Source organism: Paenibacillus sp. PAMC21692 (genome assembly GCF_014303795.1).
GTDB classification, from domain to species: Bacteria; Bacillota; Bacilli; order Paenibacillales; family Paenibacillaceae; genus Pristimantibacillus; species Pristimantibacillus agaridevorans.
The window spans coordinates 7,117,187-7,135,143 of the sequence record NZ_CP060293.1 but is presented as its reverse complement, the minus strand read 5'-3'; the positions used below and the strand labels follow the sequence as shown (position 1 = coordinate 7,135,143).

The window sequence follows — 17,957 nt, the reverse complement described above, 5'->3', positions numbered from 1 at the left end:
TTTTTAAGATGATGAGCGTAACGAGTATCATTGGCCGGATAGATTGTACTATACTTAGGTTAGCCGAAGGCGGCCGTTTAAAACGCGGTTTCGGCGACACGGAGCGCGAGATGAGGCGCTCGTGCCAACCATGTTTGACGAAGGGGATAGAAGGATGCCGTCACCTTTTTTTGGTTTTTTGACGCGGAGTTTTTATGTCCGCATGATCTTGATCATGCTCGCCGTTTCGATTATTCCGCTGCTTTTGCTTGCCTATATATCGATCTCGGTATCCAGTTCGACGGTGGAGAAGCAAGTGAACAAGCTGAACGCCCAACTGGTCAATCAGCTCATCGACCGGGTAGAGCTGTCCATGAACCGGTTCCGCGAGCTGAGCGTGCAATATTCGGGTTTGTCCTCGATTCAGAACGCGCTCGTCTCCCCCTCGGAGTTGTATTATGAAGACGTGGTGCTGAAGCGGGAGCTGATTTCGGTGCTTACCACGGCTTCGGTCGTGATCGGCAACGTGGAAGGACTGCAGGTATACTCCGCCATTACGGGCGAAATTTTGTCCTCCACGGAAGCCCCGTCCCGGATCGAGCATTCGATCAACGGGCCGTTGATCGAACACTTCCTGAGCTCCCCCAGAACGGAGCTGTTTCTCGACAAGGGCTCCATGCCGGAGATGGAGATGCTCCGCGATTCCAGCGTCTATATGGCGCGGATTCCGTACAATAAGTACGAGGAGATGAAGGGCGTTATTATGATCTCCATGAAGAACAACCAGTTTCAACAGCAGATCGAAAATATCCAGCTCGGCTCGCGAGGCTCCATTACGCTGCTCACGCCGTCCGGAAGTCCGATCGCCACGACGAGCAAGCTGAGCGACGAGGACGACAAGGGCCGGGTCGCAACGATCCTCGAGCATTGGCGGGAGCTTGGCAAGCCCAATCAATTCGCTGAAGCCTCTTCGATTATTTCGGTCAAGCAGACCGGAACCTATGACGGCTGGATTGTCGTCTCCGAGATCCCGTCCAAAGAGCTGACCCAGAATACCGGCATTATCCGGGAGACAGTCGTATATTTTCTGGCGATTTTAATCGTTCTCGGCGCCGCGTCCGTTCTCGGCTTCGGTTATCACTTGTATCGGCCGCTTCAGGCGGTAAAGCGGCAGGTCAACGCGATCAAGAAGGGACAGTTCGACGCCCGGGTGGACACGTTCGCGAACAATGAGATCGGCGATCTCGGGCGCATGCTCAACTCGATGGCCATCCGAATCCAGGAGCTGGTGAACGATTTGCAGGATTCGGAGGAGCTCAAGCGCCGTCTCGAAATCCGGGCGCTCCAATCGCAGATCAACCCGCACTTTATGTACAATACTTTGAATACGATTCGAATGTTCGCCATGCTTAAGGACTATGACAAGATTAACACATTGATGGGGCGCTTCGTCGGGTTGCTGCGCTATTCCATGGAAAATTACGACCAAACCGTCCGGCTCGGTCAAGAGCTGGATTATCTGAAGGATTATGTCGGTCTGCTTAATATGCGCTACAAATGCCAGATCGTCCTGGATTACGAGATCGAGGAGCCGCTCGGCAGGATGCAGATCCCGAAGCTCAGCTTGCAGCCCCTCATCGAAAACTCCGTGTTCCACGGCATATTGCCGAAGAAGTCCGAGACCGGACGTATCTCCGTCAGGGCATTCGCCGATCGGGAACGGGAACGAATCGTCGTCGAGATTCGGGACGACGGCCTCGGACTGCCGGAAGCGGAGATGGAGAAATTGCGGGTACATCTCTTGCGCGAGGAGTCAAGCGAAAACATCGGATTGCAGAACGTAAAGATGCGGCTGAAGCTGATGTTTGGCCAGTCGGCGGCCATGGAGCTGAACAGTTGCGAGGGAGAGGGGCTTCTCATTCGCATCGAATTGCAGGCCGATCAAATCGTGATCAAGGAGGAAGAGCATGAGCGGCTATAAGGTACTTCTCGTCGAAGACGAAATTCCCGCCAGAACGGTGTTTCGCGGAATGATCGAGGAACGCGGCGATTTGTTCGAGCTTGTGGGAGAGGCGGAGGATGGCGCGGATGGCCTGGAGCTGTACAACCGGCATAAGCCGCAGCTGGTCGTAACCGATATTACGATGCCGGGCATGAGCGGACTCGAGATGCTACGGGCGATCGAGAGCGGCGGCGGGACGATGCCGCAAGTCGTTATTCTGACCTGCCACCAGGACTTCCAGTTCGCGCAGCAGGCCATTCAGCTCAAGGCGGCTGCTTATCTGATCAAGGATGATTGCCTGAACGATCCGGAACTGCTGGCTCGTACGCTAGAAGAGCTGACGGAGCAGGTCGTCGGCCGGGACGAGACGAGAGAGAAACAGCTGGAGCTGGAGCAGAAGGTGCGGTCCAACGAAATCGTGATCGAGCAGAACCTGTTTCTGGAGATGCTCCGAAATCCGGCAGCCGGAGACGAATGGCTGCAATCGCTGGAGAGAATCGGCATCCCGGCTCGCGGCTCCCAGTCGTTTGCGCTGATGCTGGAGCTGGATCGCAGCTCGCTGCGTTTCTCGATCGAGCAGCCGCAGGAACTCAAGCTATGGCAGTTCGCGGGAGTGAACGTGCTCAACGAGTTGCTCGGCGCGCTGGGCCCTCATAAAGTGATCGCGCTGGACAAAGGCAGGTTCGTCGCGATCTTTGCCCCGACAAACGAGTCACCGCTCGAGACGCTGCTGGATCAGGTCGTGGATTCCTTCTCGAAATATTTGAAGATGGACTCGCTCGCCATAATCAGGAGGTTCCCGTCGGGGCTGGGGGATCGGATGGGCGAGCTGAAAGCGTGGGTGTCCGCCGCTTACCCGTTTTTTTACGATAGCCTTCCAGATCTTGGGGGCGGATCCCCCGTGCCGGAACGTATCGCGTATGTCCATATCCCGGAACAATACATCCGCTTCTGGGGGAAGGTGCTGAAGGGGGCGCTGCTGGAGTCGCATCTGGTTTCCTCCGCGGTGGAGCATGAACGAAGCTCCTTCCGCAAGCAAGCTATGGAACACGGCTGGGAGCCCGAGCAGATCAAGTCGCTGTATCTCCGCATTTTCCTTGATCTCAGCCAGTTCACCAACGAAGCCGAGGGGATGGCCGATCTGGAAGCGGCTTTCCGCAAAAGGCTGGAGCAATGCCAGACCTTCGACGCCGTACACGATTCCACGGTCGCCTTTTTCCGCAAGCTTAAGCTGCTGCAGGGAGACAATCGGAAGCTCGATGCTTGGATTGCCAAGATCGTGCAGAGGCTGCACGAAAATCTGCACGAACCATTCAAGCTGGAGGAACTCGCGGCGTCCATCAATTACAGCGTGCCTTACTTCAGCAGCATGTTCAAGAAAACGACGGGCGATAGTTTCGTGCAATACTTGAACAAGCTTCGGCTGGAGAAAGCGAAGCTGCTGCTGCTCACGACGGATCGCAAGACGTTCGAGATCGCGGAGGAAATCGGATTCGAGAATTACCGCTCCTTCAACCGGCTCTTCAAGCGGGACACGGGGCTTACTCCCTCCGACTACCGCAAGCAAGGCGTTGAGGGCGGTTGGAGATAAAGCCGGCGCGCCTGTGCCGCGAGGCTTGCGTTCGTTCGTAATGTTTGTTTCAAACCAAATAATCCCTCCTCGCGGGCAAAAGCAAAGGTTATAATGCGAATATCGAGATTAGTATGATAGCCATAAGGAAGTGAGGCGTGGATCATGATAGATGAATCGGCGGAAAAAAGCCTCAGCAAGATGATCACCAAGCTGCTTAGACACGCACCGGAGCAATTCGGCGTCGTCCTCGATCCTGTGGACGGCTCGTGTCCGTTGGATATATTGTTGGAAGCCGTTCGGGCTCAGCCCCGATGGGATTGGGTGAAACAAGAGGATATCGAGCAGGTGGTCCGTCATTCGGACAAGCAACGATTTGACATACAGGACGGCCGCATCAGAGCGAGATACGGCCACAGCCATAATAAAGTCGCCTACGCACCCGCCGACCCTCCGTCCATTCTCTACCACGGAACGAATCGGAAGGCGCTCCCGACGATAGTGAAGGAAGGGCTGAAACCGATGACCCGGCAATATGTCCATTTGTCGGAAGGCACTCATTTCGCTACGCTCGCGGGAAGCCGCAGAGGAGAGCTTGTCATGCTGGAGATTGACGCGTTGATAGCGAAGCAGTCGGGCGTTCCGTTTTATTATGCGGGGAACGAAGTATGGCTGGCCGATCATGTGCCGCCGGAGTGCTGCTCGGTGGCAGAGAGCAAGGGGGAGGAGGACGGAAATGACGAATCATCCCATCGTTGATATCGGCGTCAATCTGATGCATCGCAACTTTCATCAAGACCGCGACGAGGTTGTCGCAAGGGCGATAGCAAGCAACGTTGCCCCGCTTATCCTTACGGGAACGAGTTTAAGAAACAGCGTAGACGCTGCCCGCTATACGGCAAGATACCGCGGACAGCTGTACGCTACTGCGGGCATCCATCCGCATGATGCGAAGAGTTGTACGCTAGAGACAATTGCGAAACTAAAAGAGCTGGCGGCGCTGCCGCAGGTCGTAGCCATTGGGGAATGCGGCCTGGACTATAACCGCGATTTCTCGCCGAGAGACGTCCGGCGTCGATGGTTTGCGGAGCAGGTTCGGCTGGCCACTGAGCTTAACATGCCGCTGTTTCTGCACGAACGCGAGGCATTCCCGGATTTTGTGGCGATCCTTAAGGAACATGCGGTGAAACAAGCGGTGGTCCATTGCTTTACGGGGAACCGGTCCGAGCTGGAGGGCTACCTCGAGATGGGCTTCCATATCGGAATTACCGGCTGGATTTGCGATGAACGAAGGGGCCGGCATCTCAAGGAGCTCGTCCGTCTCATTCCGCTCGACAGGTTGATGATCGAGACCGACGCGCCGTTCCTGACTCCGCGGGACTTGAAGGAAAAGCCGGCGGACGGAAGGAACGAGCCCGCGTTTCTGCCGCATATTCTGCAAGCCGTGGCGCGGTGCGTCGACAGACCTGCCGAAGAGGTCGCCAAGGCGACGACGAAGACGGCGGCTGCGTTTTTCGGCATTTAAAAAAGCTCAAGCGCCGGGCTTCCCTGACCGACGATCGAGCTTATTGGATCATCCTGCGGAAAAGCAAACTTGCCAAACAAATCGGATGGTTCGCGAAACACACGGGGAAGTTTGCGAAAGGCAAGATTCACTGTTCTTGTTCTTATTGCAGGATCAAGACGAGGGAGTCGGGGCTTCCCAAGTCTCAGCTTGCCAGGCAAAAGCATGAGGATGACTTCGTCGAGTAGCAGGTAATGAAGGATCGGTTACAAAAACCCATTGTCGGAGGGCGTACCCAAACGGTATGTCCTCTTTTTCATGGGAGAAAACGAGGCGGCGCTTCTGAACGGAGACAACAGGCATGGGCTAGTGGCGTTGAAAGTTCTAACGGACATGAGAGACGTTTAGTCGAAGTATGATTTTGCGGCTTCCTAAGTTGCGCCTGGGAACCGCAAGCGAAAGAAATCCAACATTTCGTGCCTCGCTACTTCACCTGTCGTAGTAATTATGTTATACTGCATTTACTACGACAGATGAAGTAATCGGGGAGGATGCCGGAAGTGATCAGCAGTGATGTTATACGCGGTTATAACGATACGATGATCCTCTACATGCTGCTGGGCGGGGAATCCTACGGATACGAGATATCCAAGCAGATCCGGCAGCTGACGCAGGAGAAGTACGTCATGAAGGAAACCACGCTGTATTCCGCCTTCGCTAGACTGGAGAAGAACGGCTATATAGAATCCTTTTACCGGGATGAGAGCCTCGGCAAACGGCGCACGTATTATCGGATTACTCCGCCGGGTCTCTCCTACTACAAAGAGAAATGCGAAGAATGGATGGTTACGCAGACTGTTGTCAATCAATTTATAAAGGAGTGGTGAGGAACATGGAAACGATCAGCGTCTACTTGGACCATATGTTTGCCAATCTGCCCAAGACACTGGAAGTCATGCGCATGAAGCAGGAACTGTTGTCCGGGATGGAGGAGAAGTACAGGGAGCTGAAGGAGGCTGGCAAGTCGGAGAACGAGGCAATCGGCATCGTCATATCGGAATTCGGCAATATCGAGGAAGTGACTTCCGAACTTGGCATTCGGTCAGTCGAACCGGAGCGGGCAGCACCTATGCTGACGGAGCATGAGACTTTCGCTTATACGGCTGCCAAGCGAAGCGCCGGACTGTGGGTAGGTCTAGGTATTTTCTTCTGCGCAAGCGGTGTGGCGTTGCTGATTATACTGGATACGCTATTCGAAACAACGGCCTACTCGGAACGAGGTTCGATGTTGGGGCTGATCGGTATGTTCATGTTAGCCGCCGTGGGAGTCGGGATGTTCATTAACAGCGGCATGAAGCTCAGCCGGTTCAAGATTTTGGAGCAAGGTTTTCAATTATCCTATGCGCTCAAGATGGAGCTGCGGCAAGGTCAAGCTCATTTCGCTCCGACCTATCGTTTCTCTCTTATAACAGGGGTCTGCCTGAGCGTGCTGTCACCCATCTTGATCTTCGCCGCATCTTATGTCAACGAAGAATTCGCTCCTTATGGCGTTGCCGCTTTCTTGCTGTTGGCGGCCGTTGCGGTGTTCCTGTTTGTTTATTACGGGAATATTCAAGGAGCATATACGAAACTTCTGGAAGAGCCGATTCTCGCTGCCGCCAAGAAGGAAGAGGAAAGAATTTCGGGAGCCGTGGGAGCTGTAATATGGCCGCTGGCGACGATTATATTCCTGTTCACTGGCTTTGTCTATCATCGCTGGGACGTCAATTGGGCCGTATTCCCCATTGCGGGCATCCTGCACGGCATGCTGAACGGCGTCTACTATAATATGAATCGCAAGAGCGAAATGTAAGGTAAGCGAGAAGAGTTTGCCTAAGAAACGTGGTGACCAACGATGTTCAAAATCATGCTCATAGAAGACGATACGACATTGTTCCAGGAAATCAAGGAGCGGTTGTCCTTATGGTCCTACGAGGTCTTCGGCGTCAAGCAGTTTGATAAAGTTATGCAGGAGTTCGCGGAGGCGGGGCCCGAACTTGTCATCATCGACATCCAACTGCCGAAATTCGACGGCTTCCACTGGTGCCGGATGATTCGCGCGCATTCCAATGTGCCGATCATCTTTCTTTCTTCCCGCGATCATCCCATGGACATGGTCATGTCGATGCAGCTCGGAGCCGACGACTTCGTGCAGAAGCCGTTCCACTTTGACGTGCTTATTGCCAAAATACAGGCGATTCTGCGCAGAACATACAACTACAATAATGAGCCGACCCAGCTGAAAACGTGGCGGGGGGCCGCCGTCGACTACATGAAAAATACGATTGCGAACGACGAGGGAACGGCGGAGCTGACAAAAAACGAAATGTTTATTCTGACTTATCTCGTTGAACGCAAAAATAAAATCGTGAGCCGCGACGAGCTGATCGCGAGCCTATGGAACAACGAGCAGTTCGTGAGCGATAATACGCTTACCGTCAATGTAAACCGGCTGAGGAAAAAACTCGAAAGCATCGGATTGGACCCGTATATCGAGACGAAAGTCGGCCAAGGTTACATGGCAACGGAAGAGGCGGGGGCATGATTCGCAAATACATCGCGGAAAGACGAAGCTGGCTGCTGCTGCTTGCCGTCGTCCACCTGCTGCCTCTGTTCATAGCGTCCATTGACGTTTCCATCCCGCTGATGCCGATCTTGTACATGACGTTGTTGTCCTCGATGGTTTGCATCGTCTTTCTTGTTGCCAGATACTATAAGGAAACCAAATTCATCAAGCAGTTGGAGGCTTGGGATCACACTTGCGGACCGGAATCTCTAAAGGAGGCCGGCAGCCCGTTCGAACGGGTGGTGGAGGAGTCCATGTCCGCGCAAGCTCTCCATTACAAGAGCGAGGCGTCCGGCCATCTGCTGCTGCTGGAACAAGAGAAGGACGAATTGACGGCCTGGATTCATGAGGTAAAAACGCCGCTTACCGCCATGCGGCTCGTGATCGACCGTTTAACCGAAGAATCGGCCAAAAGCAAGCTGGAATACGAATGGCTTCGCATCCATTATCTGCTGGATCGGCAGCTGCATCAAAGGCGGATTCCTTTCATGGAGAACGACCTGTACGTCGAGTCCGCGAAGCTAGAGCCGATCCTGTTCCAGGAAATTAAGGATTTGAGATCCTGGTGCATGCAAAAAAGGATCGGCTTTGACGTATCCCTCCAAGCCGAGCAGGTGCTGACCGATGCCAAATGGCTGGGATTTATATTGAGGCAAATGTTAACCAACGCGGTTAAATACAGCGAGTCCTCCGATATAAAGGTGAGGAGCTACGAGGAGAACGGGCATGTCGTCGTCGAGATCCAGGACCAAGGCCGCGGCATTAGCGCCAAGGACTTGCCGCGCATATTCGAACGGGGGTTCACGTCCACGACGATGCATCAGGATAGCGCGGCCACCGGCATGGGACTCTATTTGGCGCAAAAAGCGGCGGGTTCGCTTCGAATCCGAATGGAGGCGGAGTCCACCTACGGCAGCGGCACGACGTTCCGGCTGTTGTTCCCCGTCGCCAACGATTTTGATGTAATGATGGGCATGTGACAACAATGTCACATGCTTATTTATTTTGTTCGTTAAATCGCAGGAAATCCAGGTTCCGTTGGGGTACGATAAAGGCATCCGAAAGAAGGAGTGTAATCCCATGATTATTTTAGAGGCCAAAAAGATTCACAAAACATACGGCAATAAATTCAACAGGCAGGAAGTGCTTAAGGGGATCGACCTGAAGGTAACCAAAGGAGAATTCGTCGGCATTATGGGAGCGTCCGGTTCCGGCAAAACAACGCTTCTTAACGTGCTCTCTTCCATCGATCAACTGAGCGAAGGGACTATCGAGATCCAGGGAAAACAGTTTACGGGCATGAAGGAAAAGAAGCTCGCGGAATTCCGAAAGCATCACCTCGGCTTTATTTTTCAGGAATACAATCTGTTGGACACGCTGACCGTGAAGGAAAACGTGCTTCTGCCGTTATCCATCCGAGATGTATCCAAACAGGCCGCGATTGAAAAATTCAAGCAGATTGCGACCGAACTGGGCATCTACGAGCTTGCCGACAAATATCCTAGCGAAATTTCGGGAGGACAAAAGCAGCGAACCTCAGCGGCACGGGCTTTCGTGCACGATCCCGGCATTATTTTCGCGGACGAGCCGACCGGGGCGCTTGATTCGAAGTCGGCATCCGACCTGCTGAATAAGCTCAGCTACATGAACGCGAAGCACGCCGCGACGATCATTATGGTCACGCACGATCCGGTAGCCGCCAGCTATTGCAGCCGCGTCGTCTTTATCAAGGACGGCCAAATCTACAGCCAGCTTCACAAGGGCGAGGAATCCAGGCAGACGCTGCTCGGCGACATCATCAAAACCCAAGGCGTGCTGGGCGGTGTTCAAGGGTGAGTCTGAATACGATCATCTTGCGGAATTTGAAAAAAAACATTCAAAACTACTTTCTTTATGTATTCGCGCTCATTTTCAGCGTCGCTCTTTATTTCTCGTTCGTTACGCTGCAATACGATCCGTCCATGGACGAAGCTAAAGGTTCGGTCAAGGGAGCGGCGGCTCTCGGAGCGGCGTCCGTGCTGCTCGTGGCCATCGTTGCGGTATTCCTGCTATATGCCAACACGATCTTCATTAAACGAAGAAGCAAGGAGATCGGGTTATTCCAGCTGATCGGTCTGACGAAGGAACGCATCTTCAGAATCATGACCGCCGAAAACCTGATTCTGTATTTCGGATCCATGATCGTCGGCATCGCGGCCGGATTCGCGGTTTCCAGATTGATTCTGATGATTCTGTTCCGCATTATCGGCGTCGATGAGATGGCCAAGCTGCGTTTCTCTTCGGAAGCGCTCGTTCAGACGATTATCGTGTTTGCCGCCATTTACCTCCTGATCATGCTCATGAACTATGCATTCATTAGAAGGCAGACGATTCTCTCCTTGTTCCGCGCCGTATCCGTCGCGCAGCAGCGGACTCAGAAGCGGTCCGTGCTGGAACTCGTGTTCGGACTATGCGGCATTGTCTTCATCCTGGTCGGTTATTACGTTTCCGCAGAGCTGTTCAAAGGACGGTTCATGGGAATGGGCGAGCTCATGATGGCGATGATCTTTATTCTGGCAGCGGTCATTATCGGGACCTACCTGTTCTACAAAGGTTCGGTCAGCGTCATCTTCAACGCCGTCCGCAGAAGCAAACAAGGATATTTGTCCATCGGGGAAGTATTGTCCCTATCCTCCATCATGTTTCGGATGAAGTCGAACGCGTTGCTGCTCACCGTCATTACGACCGTATCCGCGCTAGCCATCGGATTATTGTCGTTAAGTTATATTTCTTATTACTCGGCCGAAGCGCAGGCGCAAAGAGATGTTCCGAATGATTTTGCCTTCGCGAACACTGAGGCGAAGGATCGTTTTATCGCGGAGCTTGATGCCAGGAAAGTTTCCTACGACGTTATTCGCAGAGTACCGATTTACATGGAAATCGACGTTTCGGGCATCGCGTCTTCCAACGTGCTCGACTCGCTGGAGGGCAACACGTTTATCTCCCCGGTACTCAGCGAGGCCATGGTCGAGGGAGTAGAGCTGGAGCCGAGCGAAGCGATTTTTATGGGCTACAGCGGAGCGATGCAGAATTTCATGTCGCTAAAGTCGACCGGCGATTTTCAATTCATGGGGCTTCACGGCAGCCTTCAACAAAAGCTCGTCGGCACCAAGGAACAAAGCGTCTTGTTTTACAGATACGGACAGGGAATACCGACGACGATCGTCGATGACAGCGTGTACGAGAAGCTCCTGCAAAGTTTTGATCCGGCTATTCAAAATGAGAAATATCTGGATTATTACGGCGTGAACATCCGGGATTCAGCGCGGATGGAAGAGGCGCGGCAGGCCTATGCGGATACGCAGCCATCCCCTTCCGAGGAGTCGTTTTCCCAGTATGAGCTTATGATGAACGGACGCTTGAATATGGGATTGATCATGTTCATCGTCGGATTTCTCGGACTTGCGTTCCTGATCACGTCAGGCTGCATCCTTTACTTCAAGCAGATGGATGAGAGCGAGGAGGAGAAGCCGAATTATACGATACTGCGCAAGCTTGGTTTTACGCAGGGCGACTTGCTTCGCGGAATCGCGTACAAGCAGTTGTTTAACTTCGGCATTCCGCTTATTGTCGGCTTGAGCCATGGTTACTTTGCCGTGAAATCCGGCTGGTTCCTGTTCGGCACGGAGCTTACGGCTCCCATGCTTATTGTTATGGTGCTGTACACGGCGCTGTATTCCGTCTTCGGAATCCTCTCCGTCCTGTATTACAAGCGGGTGATTAAGGAATCGTTGTGAAATAGAGGGGCCTAAGCAGAGAGATGCTTGGGCCTCTTTTTTAATGAATTTTGATTTCGGAAGCAGATAATCTCGGCAGCTTACTCCAAAATAACGGCTATGTGCGGGGCGCAGATTGGAGGCGGATGGTGCTGGAGTGCTGGTGCTGGATGCAGATTGGAGGCGGATGATGGTGCTGGAGTAGCTGGTGCTGGGCGCAGATTGGAGGCGGATGGATGGTGCTGGAGTGCTGGTGCTAGTGCTAGTGTGCGCCCTTGGATCGTTTCACAAACGGTACAACAATTGAGCGAAAATACACAATTAAGACGAGGGAAATGCCATTTCTTCGTATATTTGTACATATATACACAAATATTGGTTCAAAGAGGCCCCAAACGAAGATGTGAAGCGAGAATTTGTGTATTTTCGTACAATTTGCTGTGCAGGGGCTCCAATTGTTTTAGAAATTGGGGAGAAATGCACAAATGTGCAGAGAGGCGTTAAAAACGCCGATAGACCGGAAAGTAACTCTGATTAGCAGCCATAGGCGTTAATAGCGCATATGGCTCCAAAAAGTAGACGAACGAGCAGCTGTAGGCGTTAAAAACGCCGATGGACCGTAAAGTAACTCTGATTAACGTCCCATAGGCGTTAGTAACGCTTATGGATCCGAAAAGTAGGCGAACGAGCAGCTGTAGGCGTTAAAAACGCCGATGGACCGTAAAGTAACTCTAATTATCAGCCATAGGCGTTAATAACGCTTATGGCTCCAAAAAGTAGGCGAACGAGCAGCTGTAGGCGTTAAAAACGCCGATGGACTGGAAAGTAACTCTGATTAGCAGCCATAGGCGTTAATAGCGCATATGGCTCCAAAAAGTAGACGAACGAGCAGCTGTAGGCGTTAAAAACGCCGATGGACCGAAAAGTAACTCTGATTATTAGCCATAGGCGTTAATAACGCTTATGGCTCCAAAAAGTAGGCGAACGAGCAGCTGTAGGCCGCAACCTCTGTGCTGGCAAAGAAACTAGGTCGTGTCTGAAAACCCGCTCAGGGGCATCTTTCACCGCCTTTCCGCCCCCTGCTTCGTCACTTTTGCTTGACGTAGCCTTAGGTAACGCCTTCACAAAAGTTCCTTGCATGGAACGAAAATTCGGCAAAATCTGCTCCCCTCGGAGTATTCAGACACGCCCTAGCTTTTATTCTTACGAATGTTTATCGTATATTTTAAAACCATTTACAACTTTTCATCTACCCATTCCGTTCCATTAAGTACGTGTTCAAAAAGTTTGCTTCTCAGTACCGAGAAGATGGGAGGCAGCTAGAAACTGAGTATCGGAGCGTAGCAGAGCTACGTGAGAAACGGAAGGTTCGGCTGCATTCCATATTCGACGCGAGTATGCTTCTAGGATTACTTCGTAATGGGAAGCGGACTTTTTGAACATCCTTTATTAGCCGAGGTGATGATATTGCCGACTGACGAGCAGTTGATACAGGAAATTAATAATGGCAGCCAGGCTGCGATGGAGGTGCTGACCAAGCGTTACTACAAGCGGATCTACGCCTACATCTATCGTAAAACAAGCAACAGCCATATGGCTTACGATTTGACGCAAGATGTATTTATTAAAATGATTCGGAACATTTCAACGTATGCAAACGAAGGCAATTTCAGCAGCTGGCTGTATACGATTGCGGTAAACATTTGCCGCGATTATTACCGGTCGGCCGCCTATCGCCGGACCGCCGGCACCGAATCATACGAGGAACATGCGGCCCAGCGCCCAAGCAACGGGGACGACATACCCTATATTTTCGAAAACAAGGAAACGAGAAAACAACTGAAAGAAGCGATCGGTCAGCTGCCGGAGACGCAAAGCGAAGCGATTCTGCTGAAGTACTATCATGACTTGAAAATACGCGAAATCGCCTCTGTAACGGGGGCGAACGAAAATACGGTCAAAGCCAGGCTCAGGCAAGGGCTTGGGAAGCTCAAAACCATGTTAGGGAGAGATCGGCATGAGCAAAAAGAAAGCAACTAGCTCGCTCGGAGCTCGCAATCACGATGATGAGCTGATCGAGCTGGATAAGGAGTTTCAGCAGTTTAAGCTGGAGGAGTTCACGGTAGAATATCCAAGCGAGGACGCAATTACGCGCACAATTGACGCCATGCGCCCTTATGTAACTCAGGCAGCTGTGCCACGGGGCAGGTATTCCTTTTTCAGGCAACTGCACGTTATGCAGCTTCAACCGTTATTTTGGCTGGCCAACCTGTTGTTTTTTTGTATGGGGCTGCTCGTATGGTACGTCTGGGAGGGGGATCCTTACAAAATCATGCTGCTGCTCTCGCCGATTCCTTTTTTGCTTGGGTTGCTTGAAGTGTTTCGAGGACGTAATGAAGGGCTGCTGGAGCTTGAAATCTCCTGCAAATATTCGGCTCAGCAACTGCTGTTAATGAAGCTGATCGTTATTTGCGCCTATAATATACTGCTTTGCCTGACATTGATCGGCGTATTTGGACTATTAGGCGAGCCGCTGCTGCTATCGAAGCTCCTCATGTATTGGACTGCGCCATTTGCGGTTGCGGTAAGCGTTGGACTGGCCGTTGCCAGCCGTGTTCGAAATGTGCTGTCCGTTCCGATTGCGCTCGTTATTTGGCTGTTTATTGCCTACGGCTTTCTTACCGGCCTCGAATATTATGAACAAGCATCGGAGCTTCCTTATATAGCCGGACTTGCAACCGTTTTTGTGGCAGCTTTTATCGCCAAGCAAATACAACGATTAAAGAAAGGATTTGCCTACTATGAAGCTGTCCATTGAACGAGTAAGCAAGCAGTACGGCGCAAAGCGCGCGCTGGATAACGTATCCTTCGAAATGACGGAGGGAGTATACGCTTTTCTCGGCGCAAATGGCTCCGGCAAAACAACGCTAATGCGCATACTGGCTTCTGTCGCCAGACCAAGCTCGGGCAGAGTGCTGCTGGACGACGTTGATATCGAGTTGCTGGACGAGAAGTATCGCGATCTGCTCGGCTATTTGCCGCAGCACATGGGCTATTATAAAAATTTCACCGTCGAAAAATTTCTTCTCTATATAGCCGCGCTTAAGGGAATTGAGAAGGGGCGAGCCAAAGCCAAGATAGACGAGCTTTTGCAGGCCGTATCCTTGCAAGAGGAGCGGCGCACGAAGGTAGGCAAGCTGTCGGGCGGCATGAAGCAACGAGTTGGCATTGCCCAAGCGCTGTTAAACGATCCGAAAATCATCATTGTCGACGAGCCGACGGCAGGCCTCGATCCTAAGGAACGGATCAGATTCCGGAACCTGATGTCTACGATCGCGGCCGATCGAATCGTATTATTGTCTACGCATATCGTATCCGACATCGAGTATATAGCCAAGGAACTGCTTATTTTGAAACGGGGCATGCTGATTAAAAAGGCAGAGCCGCAGCATCTGCTGGACGCTCTTAGCGGCAAAGTCTGGACCGTTATGGCAAGTCCGAATGAACTGGCGGCATGGCAAGCCAGCCACAAGGTGAGCAGCATGCTGGTGAGAGAAAATGGCACGGAGCTTCGTATCCTTTCGGAGAACAAGCCCTCTCCTCATGCAGAAGAGGCGATACCTAACCTCGAGGATCTTTATTTGCATTATTTTGATGAGGAGGCTGCGAAGTAAGATGAAATCGTTGTTGGCCTTTGAGCTGAATAAAATTTTTCGGCAAAAAAGCATATACGTCGTTTACGTTGTACTTCTTGGACTTGTTATGATCAGCCTCAGTGCCCAGTATGTGGTAGGGGAATCCGTTTCCTATAAAGACTGGGAGGGAGAGTTGACTAGCGAAAAATACACGCAAGCTGAAGCAGCTCACGATGAGCTGATGAAAAATTGGAATGAGAATCGCCCCAGGATTGAAGACATGAGGAAGCAAGGTGTATATGAACAGATAGCCGTGGCGAAACGGCTCGATGAAACAAACAATATGAGCATTAACTATCTGCGAAGTCATCTGACCGAAATAGAGAAACAAACTTTCGAGTACAGAAAAGATGCGTTGCATTTGCGGATGCTGGAAAACGTAAATGTCAATAAGCTGTATTATCATAAGGCACCGGCTGAAATGATCGACTTTGTTAGAACCTTTGGTACCATGCTTACGGGAGCGCTGCTATTGATTGGCCTTGCCCCCATATTCTCGAATGAATATATGACGGGAATGGATCAATTGCAGTTAAGCACGAGGCATGGCAGGCGGAAGGGGATTCATGCCAAAATCGCAGCCGCGCTCATTTATACCGCATTTGTCATTGTAGTTTGGGGCGTGTTCAATCTCGTCCAGCGAATCTTTGTATACGGAGATGGAGGTTGGAGCGCGCCGCTTCAACAGTTGTTCCAGTATCGCTACTCGCCGTATGACTTTGATATGCTGACTTATATTTTCATACAGTTGGGCATACATGCATTAGGAGCAGTTGGTTTCGCACTGCTTGTGCTGCTGATTTCCGCATGGTGCAGGCATACCATCCTTTCGATTCTTGTATCGGGAGCCATTTTTTCTTTGCCGATTGCGATCGTTGTTTTTTTCAAAATAGACCTGGGCATGTATGAGAATATACTGGACTTCACCTATACGAATGTAATGAGAGTAAGCGATTTGTTCGATAGATTCGAAGTGCTCAATCTGTTCGGATACCCGGTGTTATATGCGTATGCTGCGATTGTCGTAATGGCGGTTTTGTCGATAGCGGCGATGAGGCTTCTGTTGTATACGATGAAACGGAGGGAGGTTGCTTAGTGATATCGATTGTTTAAATGAGTTCCGCTCCAGCCGCGAATGAACATTTGCGAATGGAGCGGCTCTTTTTGTTACTGCTTCTCCGCCCAATTAATATGCGCTTGGAAGCGGAATTGTTTTAGTTGAAGAGGGGTTAGTTTCGGAATTGCTTTATCCGTATTGACTAACACGAGTCTCGAATCGTTATCCCAATCGACTTTGGCTCCGAACGCCTCCAGAACAATTCGTGCGGGTATATACGTATGCCCCTTTTGAATAATGGCAGGTGTTCCAAGCTGGCGAGCTTTGCCGTTAATGTATGCAGTCGATGATCCGATTGTAAACTCGATTGATGTGACATCTTTGCTGGCCGTTACTTTGCGCTTCTCCGGATCCCACCCGATTTTGGCATTCAACTTGTTTAATAGCTCTCGAAACGGCACTAGCGTCGAGCCATTGTGAATCAACGGTTCGTTGTTCAAAGTTAGTAGTTCATTGTTCCAGGTAACAGCAGCCTTGTAACCCGTTTGGCCGACTGGAACGGCTTGATCGACGAGCCATTCGCTTGCGGGAGGAATGGGTTGGCTTATGGCGCTTCCCAGGAAATCGACCCATTCGCCAGTATTGGCATCAATCGCTGGGACCACGCCGCTGTAGAACAGCGGGACATCTTGTTTTATGACGAAATCGTATTTTGCGGTAGCATTTCCTTTGAAGTCTGGCGTAAACACCATCTCCAGCTCATACAGGGCGAGGAGCCTCTTCTTGGCAAGATTTTGGTTATATTTCGGACTCCATTTGTTTTTTTCACTCTCTGTCAGATAACCGGTTAGACCATCCAAAGAATAGGCAAGCCTCTTATTGTTTGTTTCCGTCCAGTCCAGCACAGGCTGAAATTGTTTGTATTTTGCAGTTGCGGCCTGGGAAGCGATGATGTCTCCCGGAATAATAAAGTTGGTTTTACTCCAGTGAACTTCGTGTCCCATCACTTCTCCGGTTTTACGATCGACATAAACGTCAAATTTATCGGCAAGGTACCTTCCGCCTTTATAAGCGCGATTAAGCGATACGGCATGCAAATCTCTTTTTACGGCTCTGAGCGAATACTCGGATTGGGGAATAACCGTTTCTTTCCATTGATGTTCGATTGGCCATGTTTGGTAGATTGCATAATCATGAGCGATCCCGACAGCTTCGGAGAAACTGACTTTTTGTTCAGCGGGATCAAACGGCGGCGCCATCATATCGCCAAAAAGTCGTTCATAATTTAATCTCTCGGAAAAATACAACAAGTCTCCGTTTGAATCGTTCAACTCCAAAGTTCCATCGCGAAAGTTGCCTTCTGTATCCGAATGAGCATAAACGATGACCCATCTATTTCTGGTTGCTTCAAGACGGGTTGAGCGAATTTCAGCATCCTGGGGAATTAAGCGCGTATCTCGGGCAGCTTTTACCGCCTCTTCCGAAGTCAATGGATTGACCGCTGCTGCTGAGTGTATGACATGATGAGAAGTTATGCTTGGTGCCATACTGGTACTGCCAAATACGATTGTGGCAGCGAGTGCAACCTTCCCGATAAAAAGTGAAGGTTGTTTCATTTTAAAAGGATGGATGATGGATCACCTCGGCTGTAAAGTGAATTTTTTCTACATTCACTAGACGTTTTTTGGGTGAAAAGGTTGCGGAAGCTGTGAGAGCATCGAATTGGAAAAGTTTGATGCCTCTCAAAAATCCAGTAGACATCCATGTTCTTTTTGTATATCATAATGTTA

General features: G+C 51.0%; 15 protein-coding genes. 14 read left to right on the top strand and 1 reads right to left on the bottom strand.

Annotation, left to right across the window (positions count from 1 at the left end; translation table 11 throughout):
* Window positions 1-202 precede the first annotated feature (202 nt).
* The 14 genes from H7F31_RS28760 (at window position 203) to H7F31_RS28695 (ending at window position 16,206) form a co-directional block, all read left to right on the top strand.
* A complete protein-coding gene (locus H7F31_RS28760) occupies window positions 203-1,960 on the top strand; it encodes a cache domain-containing sensor histidine kinase (protein ID WP_187101606.1) in 1,758 nt (585 codons plus the stop codon).
* Window positions 1,947-3,572 carry a response regulator transcription factor gene (locus H7F31_RS28755; RefSeq protein ID WP_187101605.1) on the top strand — a complete coding sequence of 542 codons (1,626 nt, stop codon included), beginning with the start codon at window positions 1,947-1,949 and terminating at the stop codon, window positions 3,570-3,572. Before H7F31_RS28760 ends, H7F31_RS28755 begins: the two co-directional genes overlap by 14 nt.
* A 144-nt stretch (window positions 3,573-3,716) precedes the next feature.
* The gene (locus H7F31_RS28750) at window positions 3,717-4,310 is read left to right on the top strand and encodes an RNA 2'-phosphotransferase (protein ID WP_187101604.1); all 594 of its coding nucleotides are present in this window, start codon (window positions 3,717-3,719) and stop codon (window positions 4,308-4,310) included.
* The gene (locus H7F31_RS28745) at window positions 4,288-5,076 is read left to right on the top strand and encodes a TatD family hydrolase (RefSeq protein WP_187101603.1); all 789 of its coding nucleotides are present in this window, start codon (window positions 4,288-4,290) and stop codon (window positions 5,074-5,076) included. Before H7F31_RS28750 ends, H7F31_RS28745 begins: the two co-directional genes overlap by 23 nt.
* 539 nt (window positions 5,077-5,615) lie before the next feature.
* Window positions 5,616-5,942, top strand: a complete 327-nt coding sequence (locus tag H7F31_RS28740) for a PadR family transcriptional regulator (protein ID WP_187101602.1) — start codon at window positions 5,616-5,618, stop codon at window positions 5,940-5,942.
* Window positions 5,943-5,947: 5 nt separating this feature from the next.
* A complete protein-coding gene (locus H7F31_RS28735; protein ID WP_187101601.1) occupies window positions 5,948-6,907 on the top strand; it encodes a permease prefix domain 1-containing protein in 960 nt (319 codons plus the stop codon).
* A 42-nt stretch (window positions 6,908-6,949) separates the two neighbouring features.
* Window positions 6,950-7,639 carry a response regulator transcription factor gene (locus H7F31_RS28730; RefSeq protein ID WP_187101600.1) on the top strand — a complete coding sequence of 230 codons (690 nt, stop codon included), beginning with the start codon at window positions 6,950-6,952 and terminating at the stop codon, window positions 7,637-7,639.
* Window positions 7,636-8,640: a sensor histidine kinase gene (locus tag H7F31_RS28725; protein ID WP_187101599.1), complete on the top strand. Its 1,005-nt coding sequence runs from the start codon at window positions 7,636-7,638 to the stop codon at window positions 8,638-8,640. Before H7F31_RS28730 ends, H7F31_RS28725 begins: the two co-directional genes overlap by 4 nt.
* A 100-nt stretch (window positions 8,641-8,740) precedes the next feature.
* Window positions 8,741-9,496 (top strand): ABC transporter ATP-binding protein, encoded by a 756-nt coding sequence (locus H7F31_RS28720; protein WP_187101598.1) that lies wholly within the window; start codon window positions 8,741-8,743, stop codon window positions 9,494-9,496.
* Window positions 9,493-11,436 carry an FtsX-like permease family protein gene (locus H7F31_RS28715; RefSeq protein ID WP_187101597.1) on the top strand — a complete coding sequence of 648 codons (1,944 nt, stop codon included), beginning with the start codon at window positions 9,493-9,495 and terminating at the stop codon, window positions 11,434-11,436. The genes H7F31_RS28720 and H7F31_RS28715 overlap by 4 nt, the downstream gene beginning before the upstream one ends.
* 1,398 nt (window positions 11,437-12,834) lie before the next feature.
* On the top strand, window positions 12,835-13,455 hold the full coding sequence (locus H7F31_RS28710) for an RNA polymerase sigma factor (protein ID WP_261800165.1): 621 nt from the start codon (window positions 12,835-12,837) through the stop codon (window positions 13,453-13,455).
* Window positions 13,433-14,233 carry a hypothetical protein gene (locus H7F31_RS28705; protein ID WP_187101596.1) on the top strand — a complete coding sequence of 267 codons (801 nt, stop codon included), beginning with the start codon at window positions 13,433-13,435 and terminating at the stop codon, window positions 14,231-14,233. The genes H7F31_RS28710 and H7F31_RS28705 overlap by 23 nt, the downstream gene beginning before the upstream one ends.
* Window positions 14,217-15,089, top strand: coding sequence for an ABC transporter ATP-binding protein (locus H7F31_RS28700; protein ID WP_187101595.1), 873 nt, complete (start codon window positions 14,217-14,219; stop codon window positions 15,087-15,089). Before H7F31_RS28705 ends, H7F31_RS28700 begins: the two co-directional genes overlap by 17 nt.
* Before the next feature lies 1 nt (window position 15,090).
* Window positions 15,091-16,206 carry an ABC transporter permease subunit gene (locus tag H7F31_RS28695; protein ID WP_187101594.1) on the top strand — a complete coding sequence of 372 codons (1,116 nt, stop codon included), beginning with the start codon at window positions 15,091-15,093 and terminating at the stop codon, window positions 16,204-16,206.
* 71 nt (window positions 16,207-16,277) lie between these two features.
* Here H7F31_RS28695 and H7F31_RS28690 read toward each other — a convergent pair whose 3' ends face one another.
* Entirely contained in the window at window positions 16,278-17,498 is a 1,221-nt protein-coding gene (locus H7F31_RS28690; protein ID WP_187101593.1) for a copper amine oxidase N-terminal domain-containing protein, read from the bottom strand.
* Window positions 17,499-17,957 lie beyond the last annotated feature (459 nt).

Bases quoted from the DNA above. Each gene is read 5' to 3' on its own strand.
- H7F31_RS28745 (WP_187101603.1), top strand. From the start codon at position 4,288: ATGACGAATCATCCCATCGTTGATATCGGCGTCAATCTGATGCATCGC.
- H7F31_RS28700 (WP_187101595.1), top strand. From the start codon at position 14,217: ATGAAGCTGTCCATTGAACGAGTAAGCAAGCAGTACGGCGCAAAGCGC.
- H7F31_RS28760 (WP_187101606.1), top strand. From the start codon at position 203: ATGATCTTGATCATGCTCGCCGTTTCGATTATTCCGCTGCTTTTGCTT.
- H7F31_RS28705 (WP_187101596.1), top strand. From the start codon at position 13,433: ATGAGCAAAAAGAAAGCAACTAGCTCGCTCGGAGCTCGCAATCACGAT.
- H7F31_RS28695 (WP_187101594.1), top strand. From the start codon at position 15,091: ATGAAATCGTTGTTGGCCTTTGAGCTGAATAAAATTTTTCGGCAAAAA.
- H7F31_RS28710 (WP_261800165.1), top strand. From the start codon at position 12,835: ATGGGAAGCGGACTTTTTGAACATCCTTTATTAGCCGAGGTGATGATA.
- H7F31_RS28720 (WP_187101598.1), top strand. From the start codon at position 8,741: ATGATTATTTTAGAGGCCAAAAAGATTCACAAAACATACGGCAATAAA.
- H7F31_RS28755 (WP_187101605.1), top strand. From the start codon at position 1,947: ATGAGCGGCTATAAGGTACTTCTCGTCGAAGACGAAATTCCCGCCAGA.
- H7F31_RS28725 (WP_187101599.1), top strand. From the start codon at position 7,636: ATGATTCGCAAATACATCGCGGAAAGACGAAGCTGGCTGCTGCTGCTT.
- H7F31_RS28750 (WP_187101604.1), top strand. From the start codon at position 3,717: ATGATAGATGAATCGGCGGAAAAAAGCCTCAGCAAGATGATCACCAAG.
- H7F31_RS28730 (WP_187101600.1), top strand. From the start codon at position 6,950: ATGTTCAAAATCATGCTCATAGAAGACGATACGACATTGTTCCAGGAA.
- H7F31_RS28735 (WP_187101601.1), top strand. From the start codon at position 5,948: ATGGAAACGATCAGCGTCTACTTGGACCATATGTTTGCCAATCTGCCC.